A 25,793-nucleotide genomic window follows, 5' to 3' on the forward strand; every position below is an offset into this window, starting at 1 on the left:
AACCTCCTGCACTCTCCTGCTCAGGCTTAATTTTTTTATTTTTCAGCACCCCGCAATTCGCTCCGTTCCGCACTCAGGAGAGCACAGGACAGTTGGCGCAGCGCCGAAGCGCAGCTTTGTTTAAAACCCTACTACTATGGCCGTCATCTGGGGAGTAATCCTACACGCGCTGGGCGGATTCGCATCCGGCAGCTTCTACCTACCCTACAAGAAAGTGAAAGGCTGGGCCTGGGAAAGCTACTGGCTGGTGGGCGGCATCGTGTCGTGGCTGGTAGCCCCGCTGGTGCTGGGCTCGGCTACGGTGCCGAACCTGCTGGACGTGCTCCGGCAGACCGACTCGCAAACCCTGCTGTGGACCTACATCTGGGGCGCGCTCTGGGGACTCGGCGGCCTCACGTTCGGGCTGGCGATGCGCTACCTGGGCCTCTCGCTCGGCATGGCCTTCACGCTGGGCTTGTGCGCGGTGTTCGGCACGCTGGTACCCCCGATTTACAAAGGCGAGTTTCTCAACCTGCTGCAAACCACCTCGGGCAAGGTGATTCTGGCCGGCCTGGCCGTGTGCGTGCTGGGCATCGTGATTTGCGGGCTGGCCGGCATGATGAAGGAGAAAAGCCTCACCGCCGACGAGAAGCAGGCGACCATTGCCGAGTTCGATCTGCGCAAGGGCCTGCTGGTGGCGGTTTTCTCGGGCGTGATGAGCGCCTGCATGTCGTTTGGCCTCACGGCCGGGGAGCCCATTGCCAAGCTGGCCGAGCAGAACGGCGCCAACCCGCTTTACGTCAACAACGCCTCCCTCGTAGTTATCCTGCTCGGGGGGCTCACGACCAACGCCATCTGGTGCATCTACCTCAACATCAAAAACAAGACTTACACCGACTACCTCAACCCCTCGATGCCCGCGCTGCGCAACGTGCTGTTCTGCGCCCTGGCGGGTCTGACGTGGTACCTGCAGTTCTTTTTCTACGGCATGGGCGACAGCCAGATGGGCGACTACCGTTTCTCGGGCTGGACGCTGCACATGGCCTTTATCATTGCCTTCAGCTCGCTCTGGGGCCTGTACCTGCACGAGTGGCAGGGCGCCAACCGGCCCACCATGCGCACCATCCAGCTGGGCATCCTCACCGTGGTGCTGTCGACCGTTATTGTGGGCGTGGGCAACTACCTGGGGGCGTAGTCTCGGCCGATGCTTACTGCGGCGTACCGGGCAGCTCACTTTTCAGCTCGGCCAGGCGGTGGTAGTCGGTCAGGATCTTCTCAGCCCAGGATATCGTGCCGGCCAGCTTTTGCCGCTCGTAGGTGAAGTAGGCCGCTTCGAGGCGCTGCCGTACGCCAAGGCTCAGCAGCCACGCCTGCAGCTCGGCAGCATGCTCTTTCTGATTGTAAAAGCCTTTGATAAAGCCTTTGTCAAATACGTTCTGGTTTTCGTTGAAGACAAACCCGGCCAGGTGCTTGACCGGCCCCCGCCCCGGCGCATTTTCCCAGGTGGCGAGCAGCTCGGTAAAGTCTGGAAAGAAGTGCGCCAGGGTGGAGAAGTACTCCATGAAGCTCCATTCGGCCTTGTCGCTCTCGTCCTGCAGCAGACTTTCCCACAAGGCCCGCGCGTATTCAACAATAGCCGCCCGCTCCAACTCGGGCCCGCCCAGCCAGTCGATGTCGGTAAGCCGCTCAAACAGCAGCCAGAAGTCGTAGGGCTCGTTGTAATACGCCGTCAGCTCCAGGATGCGGGGCAGGAAGTGCTTCAGGTCGTCTTTGCCGCCCCAGGTGAGCAGCACGCTGCCGGTGAAAAAGGTCAGGTCCTGATCGGTCAGCTCCCGCAGCGGCTTGGCGAACAGGGCAGCGTTCCACTCGGCCAGATCATCGTAAATCGGGCTGCCGTCCATGTTGGCATTGCCCGGGTAGCGGGCGAAAACCTCGTACAGATTTTCAATGGCGGCAAGCAGTCGGGTAGTCATCGAGGGGCAGCAAGGGCCGGCAAAGTGCGAATAACTGCACACATCGGCCAGGTGCAATGCGAATCCTTGCCGCTTATTAAACTTCATAAATCAGAACGTCATGCTGAGCGCAGCCGAAGCATCTCTACCGCTTCGCTGGAATAGTAATCCGGACAAAGCTGTAGAGATGCTTCGACAAGCTCAGCATGACGTTCTTTTTACTCTATCTATGCCAACTACCCGATTTGTGCTGCCCCTGCGCTCCGGCCTGCTTTTTCTGCTGTTGCTGCTCAGCCCGAACGTACAGGCCCAGCCCGGTACCGAGAAGCAGGTGCTCTACCTTTCGGGCAAGGACAACCGCTCCACGGTGAAGTGGGACTTCTTTTGCACCGGCGGGCGGCAAAGCGGGTACTGGACTACCATTGCCGTGCCCTCGTGCTGGGAGCAGCAGGGCTTCGGGCTTTATAACTACGGCCGCGACTACAAAACCTACGGCAAGAACTTCCGCTTCGCCGACGAGCAGGGGAGATACCGGCACACCTTTACGGTGCCCTCGAACTGGAAAGAGCGGCGGGTAGAAATCGTGTTTGAGGGCTCGATGACCGATACTGAGGTGACGATAAACGGGCAGCCGGCCGGCCCCATCCACCAGGGCGCGTTCTACCGGTTCCGCTACGACATCACCGACAAGCTGAAAGGCGACGGCCCTAACCTGCTCGAAGTGACGGTCAGCAAGATGTCGGCCGACAAAACGGTGAACAACGCCGAGCGGCTGGCCGACTACTGGGTGTTCGGCGGCATCTTCCGCCCGGTGTACCTGCAGAGTTTTCCCCGGCAGTTTGTGGATAACGTGGCCGTTGACGCCAAGGCCAGCGGTGCGTTTGCGGTACAGGCAGCCGTGCACGGGGTGAATAAAGTGGCCCAGGTGCAGGCCGAAATTCTGGACGCAGCCGGACAGGTCGTCGGCACGGCCCAAACTGCCGTGCTGCCCGGTGATACGCTGGTGCGACTAACTGCTACCGTCCGTAAGCCCCAACTCTGGACCGCCGAAACGCCAAACCTCTACCACGTCCGCCTGACGTTGCGCGCCGGCACCGAAGTGCTGTACCAGACCAAAGAGCGGTTCGGGTTCCGGACCATCGAGGTGCGCCGGGGCAAGGGCATTTTCGTGAACGGGGTGCAAGTCAAGCTCAAGGGCATCGACCGCCACAGCTGGTGGCCCGAAACCGGCCGGACGCTCAACGACTCCATTCACCGGCTCGACGTGAAGCTGCTCAAGGAGATGAACATGAACGCCGTGCGGATGGCGCACTACCCGCCCGACGTGCGGTTTCTGGAGCTGTGCGACTCCCTCGGCCTCTACGTGCTCGACGAGCTGGCCGGCTGGCAGAAAGCCTACGGCACCGTACCGGGCCGCAGGCTGGTGGCCGAGATGGTGCGCCGCGACGTGAACCACCCCAGCATTTTGTTCTGGAGCAACGGCAACGAGGGCGGCACCAACAAGGAGCTGGACGCCGAGTTTGACCGCCACGACCCGTCCCGCCGACCCGTCATCCACGCCCACCACCGGCCTGGCAACGCCCATCAGGGCATCGACACCAACCATTACGAGGACTTCTACAGCACCAAAAAGATCCTGGCCGATTCGCTGATCTACATGCCCACCGAGTTCCTGCACTGCCAGGACGACGGCGGGGGCGGGGCGGGCCTGGAGGATTTGTGGGAGCTGCACTGGCAGGCCCCGCGCTCAGGGGGCGGCTTTCTGTGGGCCTTCGTCGACGAAGGCATCGTGCGCACCGACCAGGGCGGCATCATCGACGTGAACGGGGTAAACGCCCCCGACGGCGTGGTGGGGCCCCACCGCGAAAAGGAAGGCAGCTTCTACGCCATCCGGGCCATCTTCTCCCCGATCCACATCAGGCTGAAGGAGCTGCCCGCAAAGTTCAACGGCACGGTGGAAGTTGAGAACCGCTACCACTTTACCAACCTGAGCCAGTGCTTTTTCCAGTGGGAGCTGGTAAGCTTCCGCCGGCCCCACGACCCGTTCACCGGCACCATCAGCGGGAAGAAAGCCCGCGTCAAAAGCCCCAGCCTGGCTCCGCTGGGAACGGGCAAGCTAAAGCTGGATTTGCCCGCCTACTGGAAAAGCTACGACGCGCTGGTGTTGTCGGCCTACGACCCGCAGAAAAACCTGGTGAGCCGCTGGACCTGGAAAACCGGCCCCAACGCCCGGCTGCTGGCGGATATCGTCAGGCCCGATGCCAGGGACAAGGCGGCGGTAAACGTGACCGAAACCGACAGCACGCTCACCCTTAAAGCCAGCAGCATTAGTGTCACCTTCAGCAAGGCCAGCGGCCACATCACGGCCGTGAAGGGCAACAACGGCGACCCGCTTTCCTTTGGGCAGGGTCCCGTGCTGGCTGCCGGCACGGCCACGTTCCGGGGTCTGACTCACCGCCCCACGCCAGAGGGGCAGGTGGTGGAAGTCCGCTACGACGGCGACCTGAAAGCTTTGCGCTGGACGATGCACCCCAGCGGCTGGCTGCGCCTCGACTACGAATACGCCCTCACCGGCGTCGTTCCCTTTTCCGGCCTCACTTTCACTTACCCTGAGAACTTCGTGATCGGGGCGAAGTGGCTGGGGCAGGGGCCGTACCGGGTCTGGAAAAACCGCCTGCCGGGCGGCAGCCTCAGCGTGTGGAAAAACGCCAACAACCACACCCCGACCGGCGCCGCGCCCTGGCTTTACCCCGAGTTCAAAGGCTACTTCGCCGATGTCGTCTGGATGGAGCTGAACACCGTGGAAGGCAAGTTCCTCGTCGCCAGCCCCGACCCTGGCCTGTTCGTGCGCCGGTTCGACTTCTACGGCCTTTCCGGCATCGTGCCCCAGCCCCGCCTGCCCGCCGGCAACCTTTCCTTTCTCGACGCTATTCCGCCCATCGGCACCAAGCTCGGCCTCCGGATTGACCCCAACCCCCAGAACCTGGGCCCGGCCAGTGAGCTAAACCACTTTCGCGGCGAAACGCGGAAACGCACGCTCTACTTCTACTTCGGCCTCGCCCCTTCTGACTCCAAGCCCCAGCCCTACACCGCCCCGGTAAAGGACGACCTGTTTTAGCGGGAGTGAGTCCCTATCAGACCGTCATGCTGAGCGAAGTCGAAGCATCTCTACCGCTTCGTTGGTTTAGTATTCCTGACATCTGCACGTGAGATGCTTCATTGCTAGCTTAACACCTTACAGGTTCTGCATGACCACCTTTTCCGACCAACGAAGCGGTAGAGATGCTTCGACTTCGCTCAGCATGACCGCCTTTTTAATTCGCTAGCGTCAGCACGCGAGATTAGCTCTGCTGTCCTTCGGTTCCTTGGCTACGCTCGGAATGACCGCTTAACGGAATAGAATAGTGAACCGCTGCTGGATATGCTGTAGCTCTCGGTTGCCACCATGAAACCCGACCCGTGCGGTCGGGCGGCAGAGTACAGGACGGTACGGGTTTGGGTTCGCACTTCCTTGCGCAGCCTTCCATCCAATCCCGCCTCTTCATGAAATCACCCTTACTGCTTACACTCAGCGCGCTGCTCGTTGCCGGCGCCGCCCGGGCCCAGGCCACGCTCGAAACCGGCTCCCAGAAGCCCATGCCCGCTGCTGAGTGGGTGGATGCTGCTACCGGCCATAAGGTGGTCCGCCTGACCCCGCTCGACGGGCCTAACGCCAGCTTTTACTTCCACAACAACCCCTTCGTGAAAGGCAGGGGCAGTGAAGGCGACCTGATGGTGTACTACCACACCACGCCCGCCGGCAAGCAGCTGCGGCTCCTGAACCTGAAAACCCGCCAGACCGAGCCTCTTTCCCGCACCCTCAAGTCGGTACACGGTGAGATTGTGGGGCGCAAGCGCCGGGAGGTGTTCTACCAGACCCAGGACACGGTGTACGCTACTCACGTCGACACCAAGAAAACCCGGCTGGTGTATGTCTTCACTTCCGACTTCCGGGCTGACATCACGACCCTCAATGCCGACGAAACCCAGCTCGGCGGGGCCTGGGGCAGCGACGCGGAAAAGGAAATCTACCGGCAGTTCCCGGCCAAGCACGACTTCTTCCGGCGCATCTACGAAGCCGAGCTGCCCCGCACGCTGTTCACCGTGGGCGTAGAAAACGGCAAGCTCACCAAGCTATTTACCGACAACGCCTGGCTAAACCATGTGCAGTTCTCGCCCACCGACCCGCGCCTGCTTATGTTCTGCCACGAGGGCCCCTGGGAAAAGGTGGACCGCATCTGGACCATCGACACCAAGACCAAGGCCATCAAGCTGATTCACAAGCGCACGATGGACCGCGAAATTGCCGGCCACGAGTTTTTTAGCCGCGACGGCAAAACCATCTGGTTTGACCACCAGCGCCCCCGGGGCCAGGCCTTCGCCCTCACCGGTACCGACCTGAAGACGGGCAGGCAGAAAAGCTATGTGCACGAGCGCAACGAGTGGTCGGTGCACTACAACATCGGGCCCGACCAGCAGCTGTTTGCCGGCGACGGCGGCCACGAGGGCTCGGTCGCCAAGGCCCCCGACGGCAAGTGGATTTACCTGTTCCGCCCCGCCGACGGCAAGTTCGCTGCCGAGAAGATGGTCAGGATGAAAGAGCACGAGTACGGCCTGGAGCCCAACGTACACTTCTCGCCCGACGGCAAGTGGCTGATTTTCCGGGCCAACTTCGAGGGCCAGAGCCAGGTGTACGCCGTCGAAATTGCCAAGTCGGCGTCGTGAGCTTTTGGTTGTCAGTTATCAGTTGCTAGTTGTCCGTTGGCGGTTGTCTGTCTTGCCCGCATGCCTGTCCGACGGCACCTTGCCACCTCCAGGACTTCCTTATGCATAACGCCTCCCTGACGAATACCTGACCACGGACAACTAACAACCGACAACTAAAAAATCAACTATCCCCATGCTCAGCCGCCGCACCTTCCTGACCGGCCTCGTGCTGGCGCCTTTCGCCCGGGCCGCTGCGGGCTTCACCGCCGGCCGCCTGATCGACTTTCCGAAGAGCAGCTATGCCCGGTTCAGCAAGCACCTGCAGCCGGTGGGCCGGGCGCTGGAAATGCCCAACTGGTTTGTGTGGTGCAACAGCCCCATCTACGGCCCCGACGGGAAGGTGCACGTGTTTTTTTCCCGCTGGCCGGCCAGTAAAGGCATGGGCGGCTGGCTGAACGGCTGCGAAATAGCCCACGCCGTGGCCGACACGCCCGCCGGGCCGTTCACCTTCCTGGAAACGGTGCTGGCTCCGCGCGGCCCGGGCTACTGGGACGGCACCACCTGCCACAACCCCAGCATCCAGCTTGTCGACGGGCGCTACTGCCTGTTCTATATGGGCACTTCCAACGGCAAAACCGACACCAAGCGCATCGGCCTGGCTACCGCGCCCACCCTCAACGGCCCCTGGGCCCGCCCCGACAAGCCCCTGCTCGAACCGGGCGACGCCGGCGCCTGGGACGACCACTGCACCACCAACCCAGCCTTCATCAAGCATCCCAACGGGCAGTATTGGCTGTACTACAAGTCGTGGAACACGGCCGCGTACGAAGCAGCCAAAGGCCAGCCCATCCGGGGCAACCGCAAGTACGGCCTGGCCATTGCCGACCAGCTGGAAGGCCCCTACGTGAAATTCGCCGGCAACCCGGTGGTCGACTTTTCAGGTCAGGGCAGCAACAAGCAGTTCGAGGATGCTTTTGTGTGGCACCAGGGCGGCCGGTTCCGGATGCTGGCCCGCGACATGGGCGTGTACAGCCACGAAGTGGGCCTCTACCTCGAATCCAAAGACGGCACGCACTGGGACTTCCCGCTCATTGCCTACCGTGCCCTGGGCGAGTACGGCGTTCAGGAGCCGCCGGCCCCACCCAGGCTCAAGCGCTACGGCCGCCTGGAGCGCCCTCAGCTGCTGATGCGCCACGGCCGGCCCGAGTACCTGTTCGGCGCCTCCCAGGGCGGCCACGCCATGACGGCTTCCGCCTTTGTGTTTAAGATTGATTGATTGATGCTGGCTGAAAGTTGATTGATGATTGATGAAAGCAGAAGCCCCATTCACCTCCTTGGCCCGAAGGGCGGGGTGGTTGAGTCGTTGCTGATGTTGGATTACTGAATGTCATCCTAGATCTGGCGTCCGGCGCAAGCCGAAGGACCTTAGCCCCGAAGAACGACAAGCGGAAGCACACAAATCATAACATCGACTCGTGCAAACCTGATAAGGTCCTTCGCAGGCTCAGGATGACAGACGCGAGAAAATCCCTGATCAACTTCACTTTACACCTCCCAATGCCGCGCCTGCTCTTCCTTCTTCTGTTCGTCCTTACGCTCGGCAGTAAAGCGCACGCCGACATTACCCTACCCGCGCTGATGACCGACAACCTCGTGCTCCAGCAAAAAACCACCGTGGCGCTCTGGGGCTGGGCCGCGCCGGGCGAAAAGGTCACTGTAACGGCCAGCTGGGCCAAACAACCTACTACCGCTACCGCCGACGCCCAGGGCAGCTGGCTCGTGCGCGTGCCTACCGGCAAGGCCGGCGGCCCCTACACCATCCGCTTTCAGGGCAGCAACCAGCTCACCGTTCGCAACGTGCTGCTGGGCGAAGTCTGGCTGTGCTCGGGGCAGTCGAACATGAACTTCCCGGTGGCCAAGGGCGCCTCGAAGTGGATGACCGGCATCCTGAACGAAGCTGAGGTAGTGCCCAACGCCAACTACCCGGCCATCCGCATGTTCACGGTAGCCCAGAGGGTGGCCGACGAGCCCGAGCGCGACGTGCAGGGCAGCTGGGCCGTGTGCAGCCCCCAGACGGTGGGCTCGTTTTCGGCGGTAGCCTACTTTTTCGCCCAGGAAATCCACGAGAAAACCGGCTTTCCCATCGGGCTGATTCACTCGTCGTGGGGCGGTACCCCGGCCGAGTCGTGGACCCGCCGCGACGTGCTGGAGCAGAACCCGGAGCTACAGCCCATCCTGACCCGCTACGCCGACGGGCTGACCCGCCGCCCGGCCTACGAAGCCGAGCTGGCGGCCTGGAAAGCGGAAAAAGCTGCCAACCCCGCCAGTACAGCCCGCAAGCCTGCCGAGCCGCTCAAGGCCACCAGCAACAAGTCACCCTACAAGCTCTACAACGGCATGATCCGCCCACTGATTCCCTATACCCTGCGCGGGGCCGTCTGGTACCAGGGCGAAAGCAACGCCGAGCGGGCGTTTCAGTACCGCACCCTGTTCCGGGCCATGATTGACTCGTGGCGGGCCGAGTGGCAGCAGCCCGACCTGCCGTTCTACTTTGTGCAGATTGCGCCCCACCACGGCCAGAACCCGGAAATCCGCGAAGCCCAGCTGCTAACGATGCAGACCGTGCCCCGTACCGGCATGGCCGTCATCACCGACGCGGGCGACTCGGCCGACATTCATCCCCGCAACAAGCAGGTCGTGGGCCACCGCCTGGCCTTGTGGGCCCTGCGCAACGAGTACGGCCGGAAAAAGCTGACGACCTCCGGGCCCATTTACAAGTCGATGCAGGTAGCCGGCAGCCAGGTGCGGCTGCGCTTCGACCACGCCAACGGACTACGGGCTGAAGGCGGGGCACTGCGGGAGTTTACCATAGCCGGTCCCGACAGCTTGTTTCACCCGGCTCAGGCTGCCGTTGCCGGCCGTGAGGTTGTCGTCAGCAGCCCCGAGGTAAAGCAGCCGGTGGCCGTGCGCTTCGGCTGGCGCAACGTGCCCGGCCCCAACCTCTACAACGGTGATGGTTTGCCCGCTACCCCCTTTCGCACCGACGCCTGGCGCACACCGACGCAGGGCAAGCGGTAGGAGCAGCCCGGCAGCAGGTAGGTGCGGGTGAGTTTGAGCCGACGGCAGGCGCACTTTTGAGCATAGCCCCGCTCCCGGAGCTGCAGCCCTTCAAAATCACCCGCTATGTCGTTACTTTCCTTTCTGCTGCCTTTGATTGCGTGGTTCAACACGCTGACCCATGAGCCGACCGCTCCTACTCCTAACGCCGAGCCGGCCTGGGTAAAGCAGGTCGGGGCCCGGACCCAGCCGGCGGCCAAAGCCAGCTTCGCCACAGCCCGATTTGGCGCCGTGGGCGACGGCAAAACCCTCAACACCGCCGCCATTCAAAAAGCCATTGACGCGGCCGCTCGGAAGGGCGGCACCGTTACGTTTGCGCCGGGGCAATACCTGACGGGCTCCTTGTTTCTAAAGAAGGGCGTGACGCTGAACATTGGGAAAGGCGTGACGCTGCTCGGCAGTCAGGAACTGAAGGACTACCCCCAGATTCCGACCCGTATTGCCGGAGTGGAAATGACCTGGCCGGCCGCCCTGCTCAACGTCCTCGACCAGGACAACGTGGCTATTACCGGCGAAGGCACCGTGGACGGCCAGGGCCAGCCGTTCTGGGAAAAGTACCGGGCTATGCGCAAGGAGTACGACCCCAAAGGCCTGCGCTGGATTGTGGACTACGACGCCCAGCGCCCCCGCACCCTGCTGGTCGCCAACTCCACGAACGTGACCCTGAAAGGCATCACCCTGCAGAAGGCCGGCTTCTGGACAGTCCACATCCTGTACTCGAAGCACGTAACGGCCGAGGGCCTGACCATCCGCAACAACATCGGCGGGCACGGCCCCAGCACCGACGGCATCGACATCGACTCCTCGTCCTACGTGCTGGTGCAGAAGTGCGACATCGACTGCAACGACGACAACTTCTGCCTGAAAGCGGGCCGCGACTGGGATGGGCTCCGCGTAAACCGCCCCTGCGAGTACGTGCTGATTCAGGACTGCGTGGCCGGGGCCGGCGACGGGCTTTTCACCTGCGGCAGTGAAACCTCGGGCGGCATCCGCCACGTCATTGCCCGCCGCCTCAAGGCCAAGGGCACCAAGTACGGCATCCGGCTGAAGTCGGCCACCAACCGCGGCGGCACGGTGGAGGACATCGTGGTAGAAGACATTGAGATGGAGGGCGTGAAGGTGCCCATCATCATGACCATGAACTGGAACCCCAGCTACAGCTACTCCGAGCTGCCGGCCGGCTACACCCAGGAAACCCTGCCGGCCCACTGGAAAGCCATGCTGATGAAGGTAGAGCCGGCGCAGGGCCTGCCCCACTTCCGCAACGTCCGCATCAGCAACCTGAAGGCCACCGGCGCCAAAACCGCCATTTCCGCCGAGGGCGTGGCCAGTTCCCTGATTGAAGGCATCCGCCTGGAAAACATCAGCATCGCGGCCGAAAAGGCCGGCGCCATCGACTTCGCCCAGGGCTGGACCTTCGACCGGGTCACGATTCAGGCCCAGGACAACTCGCCGGTAGCCGTGAAGAACAGCACCAACGTGCGCCTGTAGCGGCCGGGCCCCAACTTCCGGGCACCTACCTGTGCCCACATGCTGCCCACCACGGGCTTTCAACCGCCAAACCCGCCCCGCCTGCGCAAAGGCCGGGTGGGTTTGCTGCTTCCCGGTCTTCCCGGTGTATGGCCGTGTGCTCTCTGGCGGGCCCGCCCCGGATTAAGTCAGTAGGCGCGCTGATAACGCGAAACCGGGCTTTGCAGCGCAGTTTATGGGTTGCCGCCGGTTTGGCAGCCGGGCCAGGGTGTGGTCGTCGGGAGCAGGACGGGGTCAGCGGAAAGTGACTAAAAATATTTCTTACTGAATATGCCCTGCACAGTAGTCTACAGGACAGTTAGGGGTAAGTGAGCCAATACTTTTGAGATATTCTAGGAACCCCGTTCCGGCCTTCACTTCCAACTCTTACCCTCACGACCTATGAAGAAAAGTTACACCTGGAGGCGCTATCAAGCCGTAGCCTGCCTGCCGTTGCTACTGCTGGCCGGACCGGGACTGGCGCCCGTGCAGGCTGCCCCGACCCGGGAAGCCGTTGCCGAATGGCAGCTCACCGGCAAAGTCGTTTCGACGAACGGTGAAGGCCTGCCTGGCGTCACCGTGGTGCTGAAGGGCACTACCCGCGGCACCACCACCGGCACCGACGGCTCCTTCAGCCTGTCGGTACCCGAAACGGCGGGCACCCTGATCTTCAGCTTTATCGGCTACTCCACCCAGGAGCGGCCTTTCTCCGGCTCCCAGCGCTTCGACATCCGCCTGAGCGAGGATGCCAAGGCGCTAAGCGAAGTCGTGGTCGTAGGCTACGGCACCCAGAAGCGGGCCGAGGTAACCGGCGCCATTGCCACCCTCGACGCCAGCAAGCTGGAAGAGCGCCCCATTATCCGCGTCGACCAAGCCCTGGTCGGCCAGATTGCGGGCGTAAACGTGCAGCAGAACACCGGCCTGCCCGGCCGGGGCTTCAACGTGCAGGTGCGCGGCACCGGCTCCATCACCGCGGGCAACCAGCCCCTGTACGTGATTGACGGCTTTCCGCTGGAAGGTGCCTCGCCCAACGGAAACGGCAACTACGCCACCGGCAGCCCGCTCGACAACATCAACCCCAACGACATTCAAAGCATTGAGGTGCTGAAAGATGCCGCGGCGGCGGCCATCTACGGCTCCCGGGCCGCCAACGGCGTGGTGCTCGTCACCACCAAGCGCGGCAAGACCGGCAAGCCCCAGATTACCTTCAACACCTACGCCGGCTACTCGCAGATGGCCAAGAAGCTCGACCTGCTCACGTCGGAGGAGTGGGTAGAGCGGGCCACCGAAATCATCAACAACAACTGGGTGCGCTCCACGCCCACCACGCCGGGGGCCACCCCCCGCCTGGCCAGCCAGAGCACGGCCGAGCGTCAGCGCATCCTGGGCATTTCCACCATCAACCCCAGCCTGATGCTCGATGAGCGGTGGGCCATGCCCGGCCATCCCGGTCTCGATTACATCGACTGGCAGGACGCGATTTTCCGCACCGGCAAGGTGCAGAACTACCAGGTTTCGGCCAGCGGCGCCACCAACAACGTCAACTACTACATCTCCGGCAACTATACCGACCAGGAGGGCATTGTAATCGGGGTGGCGTACAAGCGCTACTCGGGCCGGGCCAACGTGGAAGTGAAGGCCTCGGAGAAGCTAAAGTTCGGCTTGAACATCAGCCCCAGCTACGCCATTTCGAATGACCCCGGCGTCGAAGGCAAAGACAACCTGGCTCAGAAGTTTATCACCATGGTGCCCGTAGCCGAGTCTTCGGCCGGTGTGTACACCAACTACGGCGACAACCCCGTCTATACCTGGGCCGGCACGAGCGTCAGCCCCGTGGGTGAGCTGGAAAACCGCCAGCAACAGACTACCACGTTCCGCACCCTGAACACGGTGTACGGCGAGTACGAGGTGCTGCGCGACCTGCGCTTCCGCTCCACGCTGAACCTCGACAACACCGATTCCCGGGCCAAGAGCTACATTCCGAACTCCCGCCTGGTGGGCTCGGGCGCCGTAGGCACCTTCGCCGGCTTCCGCAAGCAGGCCTTTGTGAATGAAAACACGCTTTCCTACAGCCACCTGTTCGGCGACAAGCACGACGTATCGGCGGTAGGCGGCTACTCCTACAACTTCTTCAAAACCGAAACCGACCGTCTGCGCTCGTCGGGCGGCTTTACCAACTCGGCCGTAACCACGCTGAACGGGGCTACCAACATCACCGGCACCGGCGACAACGGCACCACGGAAACCCAGAACGTGCTGATTTCCTACTTCGGCCGCGTGCAGTACGCCTACGAAGGCAAGTACCTGGCTTCGGTAAGCGCCCGCCGCGACGGCTCCTCCCGCTTCGGCGAGGACCGGCGCTGGGGCATCTTCCCGGCGGCCTCGCTGGGCTGGCGCCTGTCGCAGGAAGAGTTTATGAAGGGCATCAACGCCATCAGCGAACTGAAGCTGCGCACCAGCATCGGCTTCTCGGGCAACAACAACATTGGCGACTACAGCGCCATCCCGACCCTGGGCGTGAACCCCTACACCTTCGGCGGCGCCGTCGCCTCGGGCCAGTCGCCGAACAAGGCGCCGAACTCGATGCTGGGCTGGGAACGGTCGCGCACGCTGAACTTCGGCCTCGACTACGGCATCCTGAAGAACCGCATCACCGGTGCCTTCGACTACTACACCAAGACCAGCAAGGACCTGCTGCTGAACGTGCCCCGCCCCAGCGCCTCGGGCTATTCCTCGCAGCTCGTCAACATCGGCGAGGTCGTGAACCGCGGCTGGGAAGTAGAGCTGCGCAGCCACAACCTGACCGGCGCCTTCGAGTGGAACACCTCGCTTAACTTCAGCCACAACGAAAACGAAGTGGTGCACCTGGGCCCGGGCGACGCCACCATCGAAATTGCCTCCCCCTACGGCGCTTCCAGCACCCTGCTGATGGTCGGCCAGCCGATGTTCGTGTTCTACGCCATCCAGCAGACCGGCATCCTGAGCCAGAGCGACCTCGACGGCGGCCAGGCCATCATCCCCGGCCAGACCGTGGGCGACCCCCGCTTCAACGATGCTAACAAAGACGGCGTCATCAACGAGAAAGACCGCGTTATCATCGGCCAGCCCAACCCCAAGTACATCTGGGGCATCACCAACAACTTCACCTACAAGGGCTTCGACCTGAGCGTGCTCGTGCAGGGCCAGAACGGCGGCAGCCTCTACTCCCTGATCGGCCGCGCCATCGACAACAGCGGCATGGGCTACAACCAGAACGTGCTCGGCCTGCAGCGGGACCGGTGGCGCTCCCCCGACAACCCCGGCGCCGGGGAGCGGGGCAAGGCCCAGACCAACTTCACGCCCCTGAAGAGCGACTCCTGGCTGTACTCCACCAACTACTTCCGGGTGCGTAACATCACGCTGGGCTACAACCTGGGCACCATCCTGCCCAAGACTATTGCCCAGGGTGCCCGCCTCTACGTGTCCGCCGAGAACTTCTTCGGCCGCGACACCTACCGCGGCGGCTACAACGTGGACGCTACCAACTCCGACACCGGCGGCAGCGGCTTCTCAGTTGGCACCGACTATGGCGGGCTGCCCCTGACCAAGTCGATGACGGTAGGCCTGAACGTTACTTTTTAGAAAGAAGACAGGAGCTAGGAGTCAGGAGTTGGAATCTGTTCCGACTTCTCTCCTCCCCGCTCCTACCTCCTGACTCCCAGCTCCTAGCTCCTCCCATGAAAAAGACCATCCTTCCCCTGCTGCTGGCCTGCGGCCTGCTCACCCTCGGCAGCTGCGAAAAAGACCTGAACCAGGCACCGATTTCCAGCGGCTCGGTGCCCACCTTCTACCGCACCGCCGACGACTTCACCCAGGCCGTGAACTCGGTCTACAGCTCCCTGCGCGACTACCCCGACCGCCTGTACACGATGTCGGAAACCCGGTCGGATAATATCTACGGGGTCAGCTCCCAGGGTATCCGCACCTGGGAGCCCATCAACAACTTCGCCACCACCATTGCCTCGAACGAATACCCGGATGCCAGCTGGAGCTCGGCTTTCACCGGCGTGTTCCGGGCCAACGTGGTGCTGGACCAGCTAAGCAAGAACGGCTCGGTGCTGACCGAAGCCACCCGCAACCGAATGGAAGGCGAGGCCCGGTTTCTGCGCGCTTTCTTTTACCTCGACCTGGTGCGCAACTTCGGCAAAGTGCCCCTGATTGACCGTCCGCTGGAGCCCCAGGAAGTAGCCGAGATTCCGCGCACGCCGGTAGCCCAGGTTTACGACCTGATCATCTCCGACCTGAAGACGGCCGTTACCAAGCTGCCCGCCACCTACCCCGCCGCCGACCTGGGCCGGGCTACCAGCGGCGCCGCCAAGGGCATCCTGGCGTTGACCTACATGACCCGCTCGGGCCCGACTTACGGTATTGAAGGCCCTGGCCTCGGCACCAACGACTACGCCGAAGCCCTGCGCCTGCTCGATGAAATCATCAGCAGCGGTACCTACTCGCTTATTACGGCGGCCGGCACCGCGCCCAGCGCCTACGCCAACGTATTCTCCTACACCAACGAAAACAACCGCGAGGTGCTGTTCGACGTGCAGTACCTGAGCGGGGGCACCGGCCTGGGCGCATCCTATCCTTCGATTCTACTGACCAACAACTACTTTCAGTCGATTGGCGCGGGCACCGGCTTTGGCACCGGCGACGAGCTGCGCCCGGCTTCCGAAAACCTGGTTAGCTCGTTTGCCACCGGCGACACCCGCAAGGCCCAGGCCCTGCAGGTAGGCTACACCACCACGACCACTCCGGTTGCCGTCGAGAACCGCACGGCCATCAAGAAGTACGTGAACGGCGCCCTGCGTGGCACCAGCCGCACCGACTGGCCCATCAACTTCATCGTGCTGCGCTACGCCGACATCCTGCTGCTCAAGGCCGAGGCCCTGCTGAAAAGCGGCGGCTCCCAGGCCACGGTAGATGCCCTGGTAAAGCAGGTGCGTGACCGCGCCGGCCTCGCGGCCTCCCCGCTGACGGGCGTGACGCTGCCCCAGCTGATGGAAGAACGGCGCCGCGAGTTTGTAGGCGAAGGTCTGCGCTGGCACGACCTGGTGCGCTCGGGCCTGGCCCTGACGGTGATGAACGCCTGGATTCCGGCTCAGGAGCCCAACCCACAGACCCGCCGCATGCGCTTCCCGCTCAACGCCAACGACCTGATCTACCCGGTACCGCAGGACGAGCTGGCTGCTTCTTCCTACCGCTATGAGCAGAACCCCGGTTACTAGCCCGTAGCGAACTTGCAGGCCCGGCCTGAACGTTTTCAGCCGCGCTGAGAGCGTTCAGGCCGTTGTTTTTCTGACTGCTACCTAATCCCCCTTCCCATCCGACACGCCCTCAACTTCTTACGCATTCCCCGCCCCCGTGCTTGCTCCGTAGCCCCCCGGCGGAGCTGGCTGGGCAGGCTGCTGGTGGCAGCGGCGTTGCTTAGCCCGGCGGCGCACGCCCAGGCGCCGCCGGAACTCTGGCACGGGCAGGAACGGACCCTGCGCTACCGTCCCGATGGCGCCGACTTCGTCATCACCAACGGCACGCACCGCTTCACCCGGGCTTTGTACGGCACCAACACGGCCTTCCGGGTAGAAGCCGGTGACCTGCCCGAGTTTGCGCTCTACCTGCCCGGCATGGGGGGCAATCTGAAGTTTGGCCTGCTGGCCGCCGACGGCCAGAGCAAATGGCTGCCGAAAGCAACCAGAATTGCCGCCCGCTACCGGCCCGGCGCCATGCGCTACGAGGTCACCGACCCGCTGCTGGGTTCGGCTACGCTGCGCCTCGACGTGCTGGCCCGGGCCGAGGCCGAAGGCATCGTGGTAAAGGCCTGGTTCGATGGTGCCCCCGCCGGGTTAAAGCTGATCTGGGCCTTCGGGGGCGCTACCGGCAAGAAGTTCAGCCGCGACGGCGACATCGGGGCCGACCCCGAATCCAGCTTCGACCTCAAGCCCGACTACTGCCGGGGTAATGTGTTTGCGCTCAGCAAAAACACATTTACGTTGCGTTTCGGAGCTGATGCCCGCCCGGCCAAGCCTGGTGCCGCGCCGGCGGAGCCAAAGCAGCTTACGGGTATAGTGCCGGTCTCCTCCACGCTTCACGTTGCCGATGCCGGCCGGCAGGAGTCGCCCCGGCAGCTGTGGGAATCGGGGGTTTCGGAAACCCCGGTGCTGACCGGCGCGGTGCCGGTAAAGGCCGGGGAAGCGCTGTACTTCGCCATCCAGAAGCCCGAAACCGGCCCGGTACCGCGCTACGCCGACGTAGCCAGGCTCTTCGACCAGGCCGAGGCGGCGCGGCAGACGCTGGCGAATCGGGTGCAGGTACGTACGCCCGACCCGTACCTGAACACCCTGGGCGGGGCGCTGAGCGTGGCCGCCGACGCCATCTGGGAGTCGCCCTCCTACCTGCACGGCTCGGTGGCCTGGCGGATGCGCCTCAACGGCTGGCGCGGCGCCTACGCCGCCGACGCGCTGAGCTGGCACGACCGGGCCCGCAGCCACTTCCGGGCGTACGCTCAGTCCCAACTCACCGCGCCCGAAACCGGTCCGCTGGTGATGGACACGGCTTTGCACCTGGCCCGCCACCAGGAAAAGCTGGGCACCGCCGTGTTCAGCAGCGGCTACATCAGCCGCAACCCCGGCGGCGACTTCCGCCCCCACCACTACGACATGAACCTGGTGTTCATCGACCAGCTGCTGCGCCACTTCCGCTGGACCGGCGACCTGGCCCTGGCCCGGGAGCTGTGGCCGCTGCTGCAGCGCCACCTGGCCTGGGAAAAGCGCAACTTCGACCGGGATGGTGACGGGCTCTACGACGCCTACGCCGCCATCTGGGCCTCCGACGCCCTGCAGTACAGCGGGGGTGGCGTGGCCCATTCGTCGTCGTACAACTACCTGGCAAACCAGCTGACGGCTGAGCTGGCCCGGCACCTGGGCGAAAACCCGACGCCTTATCAGGACGAAGCCACCAAAATCAAACAGGCCCTGGACACCCGGCTGTGGATGCCCGCGCTGGGCTGGTACGCCGAATACCAGGATGCCCTGGGCTTAAAGCAGCTTCACCCCGCCGCCGGCCTCTGGACCATCTACCACGCCCTCGACTCCGAAGTACCTGACCCGTTCCAGGCCTACCAGGCGCTGCGCTACGTGGACGCTGAAATCCCCCACATTCCGGTGCGGGCTGCGGGTCTGCCCGACGCGGGCTACCACCTGCTTTCCACCACCAACTGGCAGCCCTACGACTGGTCGCTGAATAACGTGGCTATGGCGGAGGTGCTGCACACCACGCTGGCCGGCTGGCAGGCGGGCCACTCCGAACAGGCGTTTCTGCTGTGGAAAAGCGCCCTGCTCGAAAGCATGTACCTGGGCTCCAGCCCCGGCAACTTTCAGCAGGTTTCGTTTTATGACGCCCACCGCGGGGAGCTGTACCGCGACTTTGCCGACCCCATCGGCATGGCCGCCCGCTCGTTGGTGGAAGGGCTGTTCGGTATCCGGCCCGATGCGCTGAACAATACGTTGGTCGTGCGCCCGGGCTTTCCCGCCGCCTGGAACGAAGCTGCTTTGCAAGTCCCTGACGTAGCCTTCGACTTCCGCCGGCAAGGCACGGTCGACACGTACAACATCACGCCGCATTTCGCCCGGCCCCTGACGCTGCGTCTGCAGGTACCAGCCCGCCTGGCCGGGGTGCAGCGCGTGACGGTGAACGGACAACAGGTTGACTGGAAAAACGTGGAGTCGGCCGTGGGCCGGCCCGTGCTGGAAATCAGCAGCGCGCCGCAGCCCGGCTACGTGGTGAGAATCCAGTGGCAGGGCGATGCGCCCGACGTGGCCGCCACCGCGCCCGGCTACGCGCCCGGATCGGGCCTGACCGTGGTTTTTCCGCACGCCACCATTGTCAAGGTGTTCGACCCCCAGCAGGTGCTGCGCAACACAGCGCCCAATGGCTCGACCCTTATGACCCAGGTGCAGGGCGCGGCCGGCAGCCGGACTGCCTTCGTGCAACTCCATCAGGGCGACCTGACCTGGTGGGAGCCGCTGCCCGTGAAGATCGTGGAGCCGGTAGCGGTGCTGCCCGACCAGGTGGCCCTGCAAAGCGGCCTGGTGCGCTTCCGGGTGCAAAACAACCGGAACACGCCCCTGAGCGGCACCGTCCGCATCGGGCGGGGCAAGACGGCTGCCTCCGTGCCGGTAAATGTGCCGGCCCTGGGCATTTCCGAACTTATTACCGCCCCGGCCCCCAGCACCCTGACCGGCAGCAACGCCGTCGCCGTAGCCTGGGGCCGGGAGCAGCTGGAAACCAGGGTAACCGCGTGGCAACAGCGCGCTGACCAGCCTTTAAAGACGGAGCCGGTAAACCTGACGCCCTATTTCAACGACCGGGTAACGCAGATTTTCCAGAACCACTACCTCTCGCCCCGCCCGCTGGGGCCCACGCTGCAGCTGCCCACTCAGGGCATCGGCAACTGGTGCTATCCGCTGACTCAGGCCAACATCGACGACGCGGGCCTGCGCCGGCAGGCCGGTGAGAAAAATGAGTTCCAACTGCCCTGGGGCGTGAGCCTGCGCACGCCAAGCCAGGCCGAGGAAAAGAACGTGCTGTTTGTGTCGCAGTGGGACAACTACCCCGACCAGGCCACCGTGCCGCTGAAGGGCCGGGCCCGGCATGCCTACCTGCTGCTGGCCGGCTCCACCAACCCCATGCAAAGCCAGCTCACCAACGGCGAAGTACGCATAGCCTACACCGATGGCACAACCGAAATCCTGACCCTGCGCAACCCCGACAACTGGGCGCCCATCGAGCAGGACTACCTCGAAGACGGCTTCGCCTTCCGGACCGGCGCCCCGCGCCCCTACCGGCTGCGTCTGAAAACCGGGCTGCTTACCAACGCCCACGAAGACTACGTCAACATCAAGGGCTACAGCACCCGCGCCATCGACGGCGGGGCCGCTACCGTACTCGATCTACCCCTGAACCCCGCCAAAAAGCTTAAATCCCTTACCGTAAAGGCCCTGGCGAATGACGTGGTCATTGGTCTGATGAGCGTGACGCTGGTGCGGGAATAAGCTAACCGAATGAAAATCCATCCTTTCCAGATGCCTCCTTTCCACAACCTCCTGACCGGGCTGCTCCTGGCCGCCACGGCCCTGCCCCTGGCCGCGCAGACAACCACGCCCATCGACCGCAAAGCCTTGGTGGAGCGCCACAAGGTAGTCCTGACTACCACCGACACGCTCTCCTCGCTGTCGGTGGGCAACGGGGCCTTTGCCTTTACGACCGACATCACCGGGCTGCAAACCTTTCCCACGTACTATGAGAAAGGCGTGCCGCTGGGCACGCAGTCGGAGTGGGGCTGGCACAGCTTCCCGAACACGAACAACTACTTGTTCGACGCGGCCCTGCGCGAGTACGACCTCAACGGCCGCAAGGTAAGCTACGCGGTGCAGCGCAAGGAGCCCGCCAACAAAGCCGCCGTCGACTACCTGCGCGAGAACCCCCACCGCCTGCAGCTGGGTAATCTGGGCTTTCAGCTGCTCAAGAAGAACGGGCAGCCCGCCACCATCAGGGACCTGCGCGACATCCGCCAGGAGCTCAACCCCTGGACCGGGGAAATCAAAAGCCACTTCACGCTGGAAGGCACAGCCGTCGATGTGCTGACCGTGGGCCACCAGCAGCAGGACGTGGTGGGCGTGCGGGTGGAGTCAAAGCTGATCGGGACCGGCCGGCTGAAGGCACTGTTGCGTTTTCCCTGGCCAACGGCCGGCTGGTCGGACATGGGCACCAACTACACCCACCCCGAAGGCCACAAGTCCGCCATTGCGCAGCAGAAAAAGACCGGCGCGCTGGTAATGCACCAGCTCGACACCACCAAGTACTACGTGGAGCTGAGCTGGCAGCAGAGCCCGGCGCTGGCAGCGGGCCAGCCGCATGAATTCGTGCTCACGCCGGGCAAAAAGGATGAAACGCTCACCTTCACCTTCCGCTTCTCGCCCCGGCCGGGCAGCACCATGCCCACCTTCGCCGAGACGCTCAGGAACAGCCAGCAGCAGTGGCCGGCGTTCTGGAAAACCGGCGGCGCCGTCGACTTCAGCGGCAGCACCGACCCGCGGGCCAAAGAGCTGGAGCGCCGCGTAGTGCTTTCGCAGTACCTGACCAAGCTGCAGGGCGCCGGCGCCGAGCCGCCCCAGGAAACCGGGCTGGTGTTCAACAGCTGGTACGGCCGCCCCCACCTGGAAATGCACTGGTGGCACTCGGCCCACTTCGCCCTGTGGGGCCGCCCGGCCCTACTCGAGAAAAGCCTGGGCTGGTACGCCCGCCCCTCGGTGCAGGCCGTGGCCCGGGGCATTGCCAAGCGCCAGGGCTACGAGGGCGTGCGGTGGCAGAAGATGACCGACCCCTGGGGGCAGGAAGGGCCGTCGTCGGTGGGTGCGTTTCTGATCTGGCAGCAGCCCCACTTCATTTACTTCGCCGAGGAAAGCTACCGGGCCCACCCCGATGTGGCCACGCTCAAGCTCTACCAGGACCGCGTGCATGCCACGGCCGAGTTCATGGCGTCGTATCCGTTTTTTGAGAAAGACAAGAACCGCTACATCCTCGGCAAGGGCGTAATTCCGGCCCAGGAGCGGTTCAAGGCCGAGGAAACCTTTAACCCGACGTTTGAGCTGGTGTACTGGAACTGGGCCCTGAACACGGCCCAGCAGTGGCGGGTGCGGCAGGGCCTGGCCCGCAACCCCAAGTGGGACGACGTGCTGCAGAAGCTCTCGAAGCTGCCCGAAGCCAACGGCGTGTACCTGGCCACCGAAAGCGCCACCGACTCCTACACCAACCCCGAATACAAGACCGACCACCCCTCGGTGCTGGGCGCCTTTGGCATTATGCCCGCTACCGGTCAGGTAGACCCCGTCACCATGCGCCGCACGTTTGATCTGGTGTGGAAAGACTGGACCTGGGACCACACCTGGGGCTGGGACTTTCCGATGACCTCGATGACGGCTACCCGCCTGGGCTTGCCCGACAAAGCCGTGGATGCGCTGCTGATGAAGGTGCGCACCAATACCTACCTGCCCAGCGGCCACAACTACCAGGAAGGCCGCCTGCCCATCTATCTGCCCGGCAACGGGGGCCTGCTCGCCGCCGTGGCCCTGATGTGCGCCGGCTACGACGGCTGCAAAGAGAAAAACCCCGGCATTCCCAAGACTGGCTGGCAAGTGAAGTGGGAAGGCCTCAAGCCCATGCCTTAATGCAGAAAACCAGTTCCCCTCCTCGTCTGCGGAGAGGACCTTGATTTACAACCCGAATCTGATGAATAAGCTTCTTCCCCTGCTCAGCCTGCTGGCTTTGCCCTGCCTGCCCGCGCGGGCCCAGTCGTTTACCCCGAACCTGCCGGCGGTGCAGACCACGGCTTTCCGGGCCGACACGTTTTCCATCGTGCGGCACGGGGCCATTCCTGGCGGGCTGACCAGCAACACGGCCGCCATTCAGCAGGCCATTGACGCGTGCAGCAAAGCCGGCGGCGGCGTGGTGCTCGTGCCGCGCGGGCAGTGGCTGACCGGCCCGATCGAGCTGCGCTCTAACGTGAACCTGCACGTGGTCGAAGGCGCGCTGGTGCAGTTCAGCAGCAAAATGGCCGACTACCGTTTGATCAAAACCAACTGGGAGGGGCTGGCCGCCGTGCGCAACCAGGCTCAGATCTATGGCAAAAACCTGCAGAACGTGGCCATCACCGGCCGGGGCGTGCTCGACGGCAACGGCGCAGCCTGGCACATGGTGCAGAAAGGCCGCACGCCGGAAGGCGAGTGGAAAAAGCTGGTCGGCTCGGGCGGGGTGCTCAACGAAAAGCAGGACCGCTGGTACCCCACGGCCCAGTCGCTGAAGGGCACTACGATCAAGGAAGCCGGGGTGCTGACGCCGGAGAAGCAGAGCATTGAGGACTTCGCGGACATCAAGGACTACCTGCGGCCCGACATGCTGGTGCTCGACAACTGCCAGCGCCTGCTGCTGGAGGGCGTCACCTTCCAGAACTCCCCGGCCTGGACGCTGCACCCGATGATGAGCCAGGACGTGGTGGTGCGGGGCGTGACGGTGCTCAACCCGCCCTACAGCCCCAACACCGACGCGCTGGACCTGGAGTCCTGCAAAAACGGGCTGGTGGAAGGCTGCACCTTCAATGTGGGCGACGACGCCATCTGCATCAAGAGTGGGCGCAACGAGCAGGGCCGGGCGCGCAACTTGCCCACCGAGAACTTCCTGATCCGCAACTGCAAGGTGTACCGGGCCCACGGCGGCTTTGTCATTGGCTCGGAGATGTCAGGCGGGGCCCGCAACATCTACGTGCAGAACCTCACCTTTATGGGCACCGACATCGGCCTGCGCTTTAAAACGACCCGGGGCCGGGGTGGCCTAGTCGAGAACATCTTTATCGACGGGGTGAGCATGATGGACATTCCCGGCGAGGCCATCCTGTTCGACATGTACTACATGATCAAGGATCCGACGCCCCAGGTGGCCGGGTCGAAAGAGCGGCCGGTGTCGCCGGCCAAGCCGGTGGACGAGGGCACGCCCCAATTCCGGGGCATCAGCATCCGCAACGTGACCTGCTCCGGCGCCCGCACCGCCATCCTGGTCCGTGGCTTGCCCGAAATGGCCATCCGCAACATCAGCATCGAAAACGCGGTGCTGCAGAGCGAGAAAGGTCTGGTGTGCATCGAGGCCGACGACATTCGCCTGAAGAACGTGACCCTGCGCCCCACTTCCACCAACCCGGTGATGGAAGTGCACAACAGCCGCAACATCACCCTCGACAACATCACCTACCCGCCCGCCGCCACGGTGCTGCTGCGCGTGTCGGGTGCCGAAAAAGCCCAGAACGTGAAGCTGGTCAACACCAACACGGCCCTGGCCAAGCAGGCGGTGGAGCTGGGCCAGGACGTGAAAAAGAAAGCCGTGACGGTATCGAAGCGGTAACCCCGCTCTAACGGCAGCTCCTTCCAAAAAGAACGTCATTCCGAGCGTAGCCGAGGAATCCCGCTCGCTTCGTTGGATTGGCATTGCCATGCTTGCTCTGGCGTCCGCGAAGTCGAAGCATGTCCACCGCTTCGTTGCATTACTAATCCTAACGGCTGCACGCGAGATTCCTCGGCTACGCTCGGAATGACCGCCTCACGGCAACAACGTCAGCACGCAAGATGCTTCGCAAGGCTCAGCATGACACCCAAATTCAATCTTATGACCATCCGAACCCGCCTTCTTACTGTCTTCCTGCTGCTGCTCAGCCTCGTTTCCTTTGCGCAGACCACGCCTACTGCGGCTCCGCTTTCCCAGCGCATGGCCGACTCGTTTATGCGCTGGTACCCCGACTCGCTGGGGCTGGAAAAAAACAAGGCCGCCCGCTGGGGCTACGAGCAAGGGCTGATGCTCAAGGCTATTGAGCGGGTGTGGCAGCGCACCGGCGACGCGAAGTACCTGGGCTACATTATGCGCACCATCGACTACTCCATTGGCCCCGACGGCTCGATTCAGCGCTACAAGCCCGAGGACTACAACCTCGACAACATCAACACCGGCCGCACCCTGCTCACGCTGGCCCAGCGGCCGGGCCCTCAGCAAGCCTGGTACCGGCAGGCGGCCGAGCGCCTGCACCGGCAGCTCGACGAGCAGCCCCGCACCCAGGAAGGCGGCTACTGGCACAAGAAGCGCTACGTCCAGCAGATGTGGCTCGACGGCCTGTACATGGCCGAGCCGTTTTCGGCTGAGTACAGCAAGGTGATGAGCCAGCCCGCCGGCTTCGACAACGTGGCCCGGCAGTTTGCCCTGGTGGAAAAGCGGATGGTCGACGCCAAAACGGGCCTGCTCTACCACGGCTACGACGAAAGCCGGGCGCAGCAGTGGGCCGACAAAACCACCGGCCTCTCGCCCAACTTCTGGAGCCGGGGTATGGGCTGGTACGCCATGGCGTTGGTCGATGTGCTCGACTACTTCCCCAAAGACCACCCCGAGCGTAAAAACCTGATCAAGTACGTGCAGCGCCTGGCGCCCGTGCTAGCGAAATATCAGGACTCCAAAACCGGGGGCTGGTTTCAGGTCACGGACCAGGGCACCCGGGCCGGCAACTACATCGAAACCTCCGGCTCCTGCATGTTCGTGTACTTCCTGCAAAAGGGCGTGCGCATGGGCTACCTCGATAAAAAGTACGCCGCCACCGCCCGCAAAGGCTACGACGGCATCGTGCGGCAGTTCGTGCAGACCGAGCCCGACGGCGGCCTGGCCCTGACCGGCACGGTGAGCGTGGGCGGCCTCGGCGGCACTCCGTACCGCGACGGCAGCTACGCGTACTACCTCAGTGAGCCGCTCCAGAAAAACGACTTCAAGGGTGTGGGGCCGTTCATCATGGCCAGCATCGAAATGGAAATGGCAGCCGGGCAGAAGAGCACAGGAAAGTAAGGCCGCCGGAAAAAGGCAGGTTTGCTTTCGCAT

General features: G+C 63.5%; 13 protein-coding genes. 12 read left to right on the plus strand and 1 reads right to left on the minus strand.

Going from position 1 to position 25,793, the window contains the following annotated elements; translation table 11 throughout:
- Positions 1–136 precede the first annotated feature (136 nt).
- On the plus strand, positions 137–1,174 hold the full coding sequence (gene rhaT / locus LJY25_RS13515) for an L-rhamnose/proton symporter RhaT (RefSeq protein ID WP_227608876.1): 1,038 nt from the start codon (positions 137–139) through the stop codon (positions 1,172–1,174).
- Positions 1,175–1,187: 13 nt separating this feature from the next.
- On the opposite strand, the gene LJY25_RS13520 is transcribed toward rhaT, so the two are convergent.
- On the minus strand, positions 1,188–1,952 hold the full coding sequence (locus LJY25_RS13520) for a hypothetical protein (RefSeq protein WP_227608877.1): 765 nt from the start codon (positions 1,950–1,952) through the stop codon (positions 1,188–1,190).
- A gap of 208 nt (positions 1,953–2,160) precedes the next feature.
- Here LJY25_RS13520 and LJY25_RS13525 point away from each other — a divergent pair, with 208 nt between their 5' ends.
- The 11 genes from LJY25_RS13525 to LJY25_RS13575 all read left to right on the plus strand — a co-directional run bounded on the left by LJY25_RS13525 (position 2,161) and on the right by LJY25_RS13575 (position 25,760).
- On the plus strand, positions 2,161–5,049 hold the full coding sequence (locus LJY25_RS13525) for a glycoside hydrolase family 2 protein (protein WP_227608878.1): 2,889 nt from the start codon (positions 2,161–2,163) through the stop codon (positions 5,047–5,049).
- A 425-nt stretch (positions 5,050–5,474) separates the two neighbouring features.
- The gene (locus LJY25_RS13530) at positions 5,475–6,695 is read left to right on the plus strand and encodes an oligogalacturonate lyase family protein (protein ID WP_227608879.1); all 1,221 of its coding nucleotides are present in this window, start codon (positions 5,475–5,477) and stop codon (positions 6,693–6,695) included.
- Positions 6,696–6,870: 175 nt separating this feature from the next.
- Positions 6,871–7,953, plus strand: coding sequence for a glycoside hydrolase family protein (locus LJY25_RS13535; RefSeq protein WP_227608880.1), 1,083 nt, complete (start codon positions 6,871–6,873; stop codon positions 7,951–7,953).
- Between the two features lie 281 nt (positions 7,954–8,234).
- The gene (locus tag LJY25_RS13540) at positions 8,235–9,755 is read left to right on the plus strand and encodes a sialate O-acetylesterase (RefSeq protein WP_227608881.1); all 1,521 of its coding nucleotides are present in this window, start codon (positions 8,235–8,237) and stop codon (positions 9,753–9,755) included.
- Positions 9,756–9,860: 105 nt separating this feature from the next.
- On the plus strand, positions 9,861–11,285 hold the full coding sequence (locus LJY25_RS13545; protein ID WP_227608882.1) for a glycoside hydrolase family 28 protein: 1,425 nt from the start codon (positions 9,861–9,863) through the stop codon (positions 11,283–11,285).
- A gap of 420 nt (positions 11,286–11,705) precedes the next feature.
- Entirely contained in the window at positions 11,706–14,924 is a 3,219-nt protein-coding gene (locus tag LJY25_RS13550; RefSeq protein ID WP_227608883.1) for a SusC/RagA family TonB-linked outer membrane protein, read from the plus strand.
- A 95-nt stretch (positions 14,925–15,019) separates the two neighbouring features.
- A complete protein-coding gene (locus tag LJY25_RS13555) occupies positions 15,020–16,564 on the plus strand; it encodes a RagB/SusD family nutrient uptake outer membrane protein (RefSeq protein ID WP_227608884.1) in 1,545 nt (514 codons plus the stop codon).
- Between the two features lie 183 nt (positions 16,565–16,747).
- Positions 16,748–20,386 (plus strand): DUF4450 domain-containing protein, encoded by a 3,639-nt coding sequence (locus LJY25_RS13560; RefSeq protein ID WP_227608885.1) that lies wholly within the window; start codon positions 16,748–16,750, stop codon positions 20,384–20,386.
- 9 nt (positions 20,387–20,395) lie between these two features.
- Positions 20,396–22,561, plus strand: a complete 2,166-nt coding sequence (locus tag LJY25_RS13565) for a hypothetical protein (protein WP_227608886.1) — start codon at positions 20,396–20,398, stop codon at positions 22,559–22,561.
- A gap of 61 nt (positions 22,562–22,622) precedes the next feature.
- Positions 22,623–24,284 carry a glycoside hydrolase family 28 protein gene (locus LJY25_RS13570; protein ID WP_227608887.1) on the plus strand — a complete coding sequence of 554 codons (1,662 nt, stop codon included), beginning with the start codon at positions 22,623–22,625 and terminating at the stop codon, positions 24,282–24,284.
- Between the two features lie 261 nt (positions 24,285–24,545).
- The gene (locus tag LJY25_RS13575) at positions 24,546–25,760 is read left to right on the plus strand and encodes a glycoside hydrolase family 88/105 protein (protein WP_227608888.1); all 1,215 of its coding nucleotides are present in this window, start codon (positions 24,546–24,548) and stop codon (positions 25,758–25,760) included.
- The last annotated feature ends 33 nt before the right edge of the window (positions 25,761–25,793 follow it).

This window comes from Hymenobacter translucens (genome assembly GCF_020685205.1).
Taxonomy (GTDB): Bacteria; Bacteroidota; Bacteroidia; order Cytophagales; family Hymenobacteraceae; genus Hymenobacter; species Hymenobacter translucens.

Excerpts from the sequence above, each read along its gene's own strand:
- LJY25_RS13565 (WP_227608886.1), top strand. The coding sequence starts at position 20,396 with ATGAAAATCCATCCTTTCCAGATGCCTCCTTTCCACAACCTCCTGACC.
- LJY25_RS13555 (WP_227608884.1), top strand. The coding sequence starts at position 15,020 with ATGAAAAAGACCATCCTTCCCCTGCTGCTGGCCTGCGGCCTGCTCACC.
- LJY25_RS13575 (WP_227608888.1), top strand. The coding sequence starts at position 24,546 with ATGACCATCCGAACCCGCCTTCTTACTGTCTTCCTGCTGCTGCTCAGC.
- LJY25_RS13525 (WP_227608878.1), top strand. The coding sequence starts at position 2,161 with ATGCCAACTACCCGATTTGTGCTGCCCCTGCGCTCCGGCCTGCTTTTT.
- LJY25_RS13520 (WP_227608877.1), bottom strand. The coding sequence starts at position 1,952 with ATGACTACCCGACTGCTTGCCGCCATTGAAAATCTGTACGAGGTTTTC.
- LJY25_RS13540 (WP_227608881.1), top strand. The coding sequence starts at position 8,235 with ATGCCGCGCCTGCTCTTCCTTCTTCTGTTCGTCCTTACGCTCGGCAGT.
- rhaT (WP_227608876.1), top strand. The coding sequence starts at position 137 with ATGGCCGTCATCTGGGGAGTAATCCTACACGCGCTGGGCGGATTCGCA.
- LJY25_RS13535 (WP_227608880.1), top strand. The coding sequence starts at position 6,871 with ATGCTCAGCCGCCGCACCTTCCTGACCGGCCTCGTGCTGGCGCCTTTC.
- LJY25_RS13570 (WP_227608887.1), top strand. The coding sequence starts at position 22,623 with ATGAATAAGCTTCTTCCCCTGCTCAGCCTGCTGGCTTTGCCCTGCCTG.
- LJY25_RS13530 (WP_227608879.1), top strand. The coding sequence starts at position 5,475 with ATGAAATCACCCTTACTGCTTACACTCAGCGCGCTGCTCGTTGCCGGC.
- LJY25_RS13545 (WP_227608882.1), top strand. The coding sequence starts at position 9,861 with ATGTCGTTACTTTCCTTTCTGCTGCCTTTGATTGCGTGGTTCAACACG.
- LJY25_RS13550 (WP_227608883.1), top strand. The coding sequence starts at position 11,706 with ATGAAGAAAAGTTACACCTGGAGGCGCTATCAAGCCGTAGCCTGCCTG.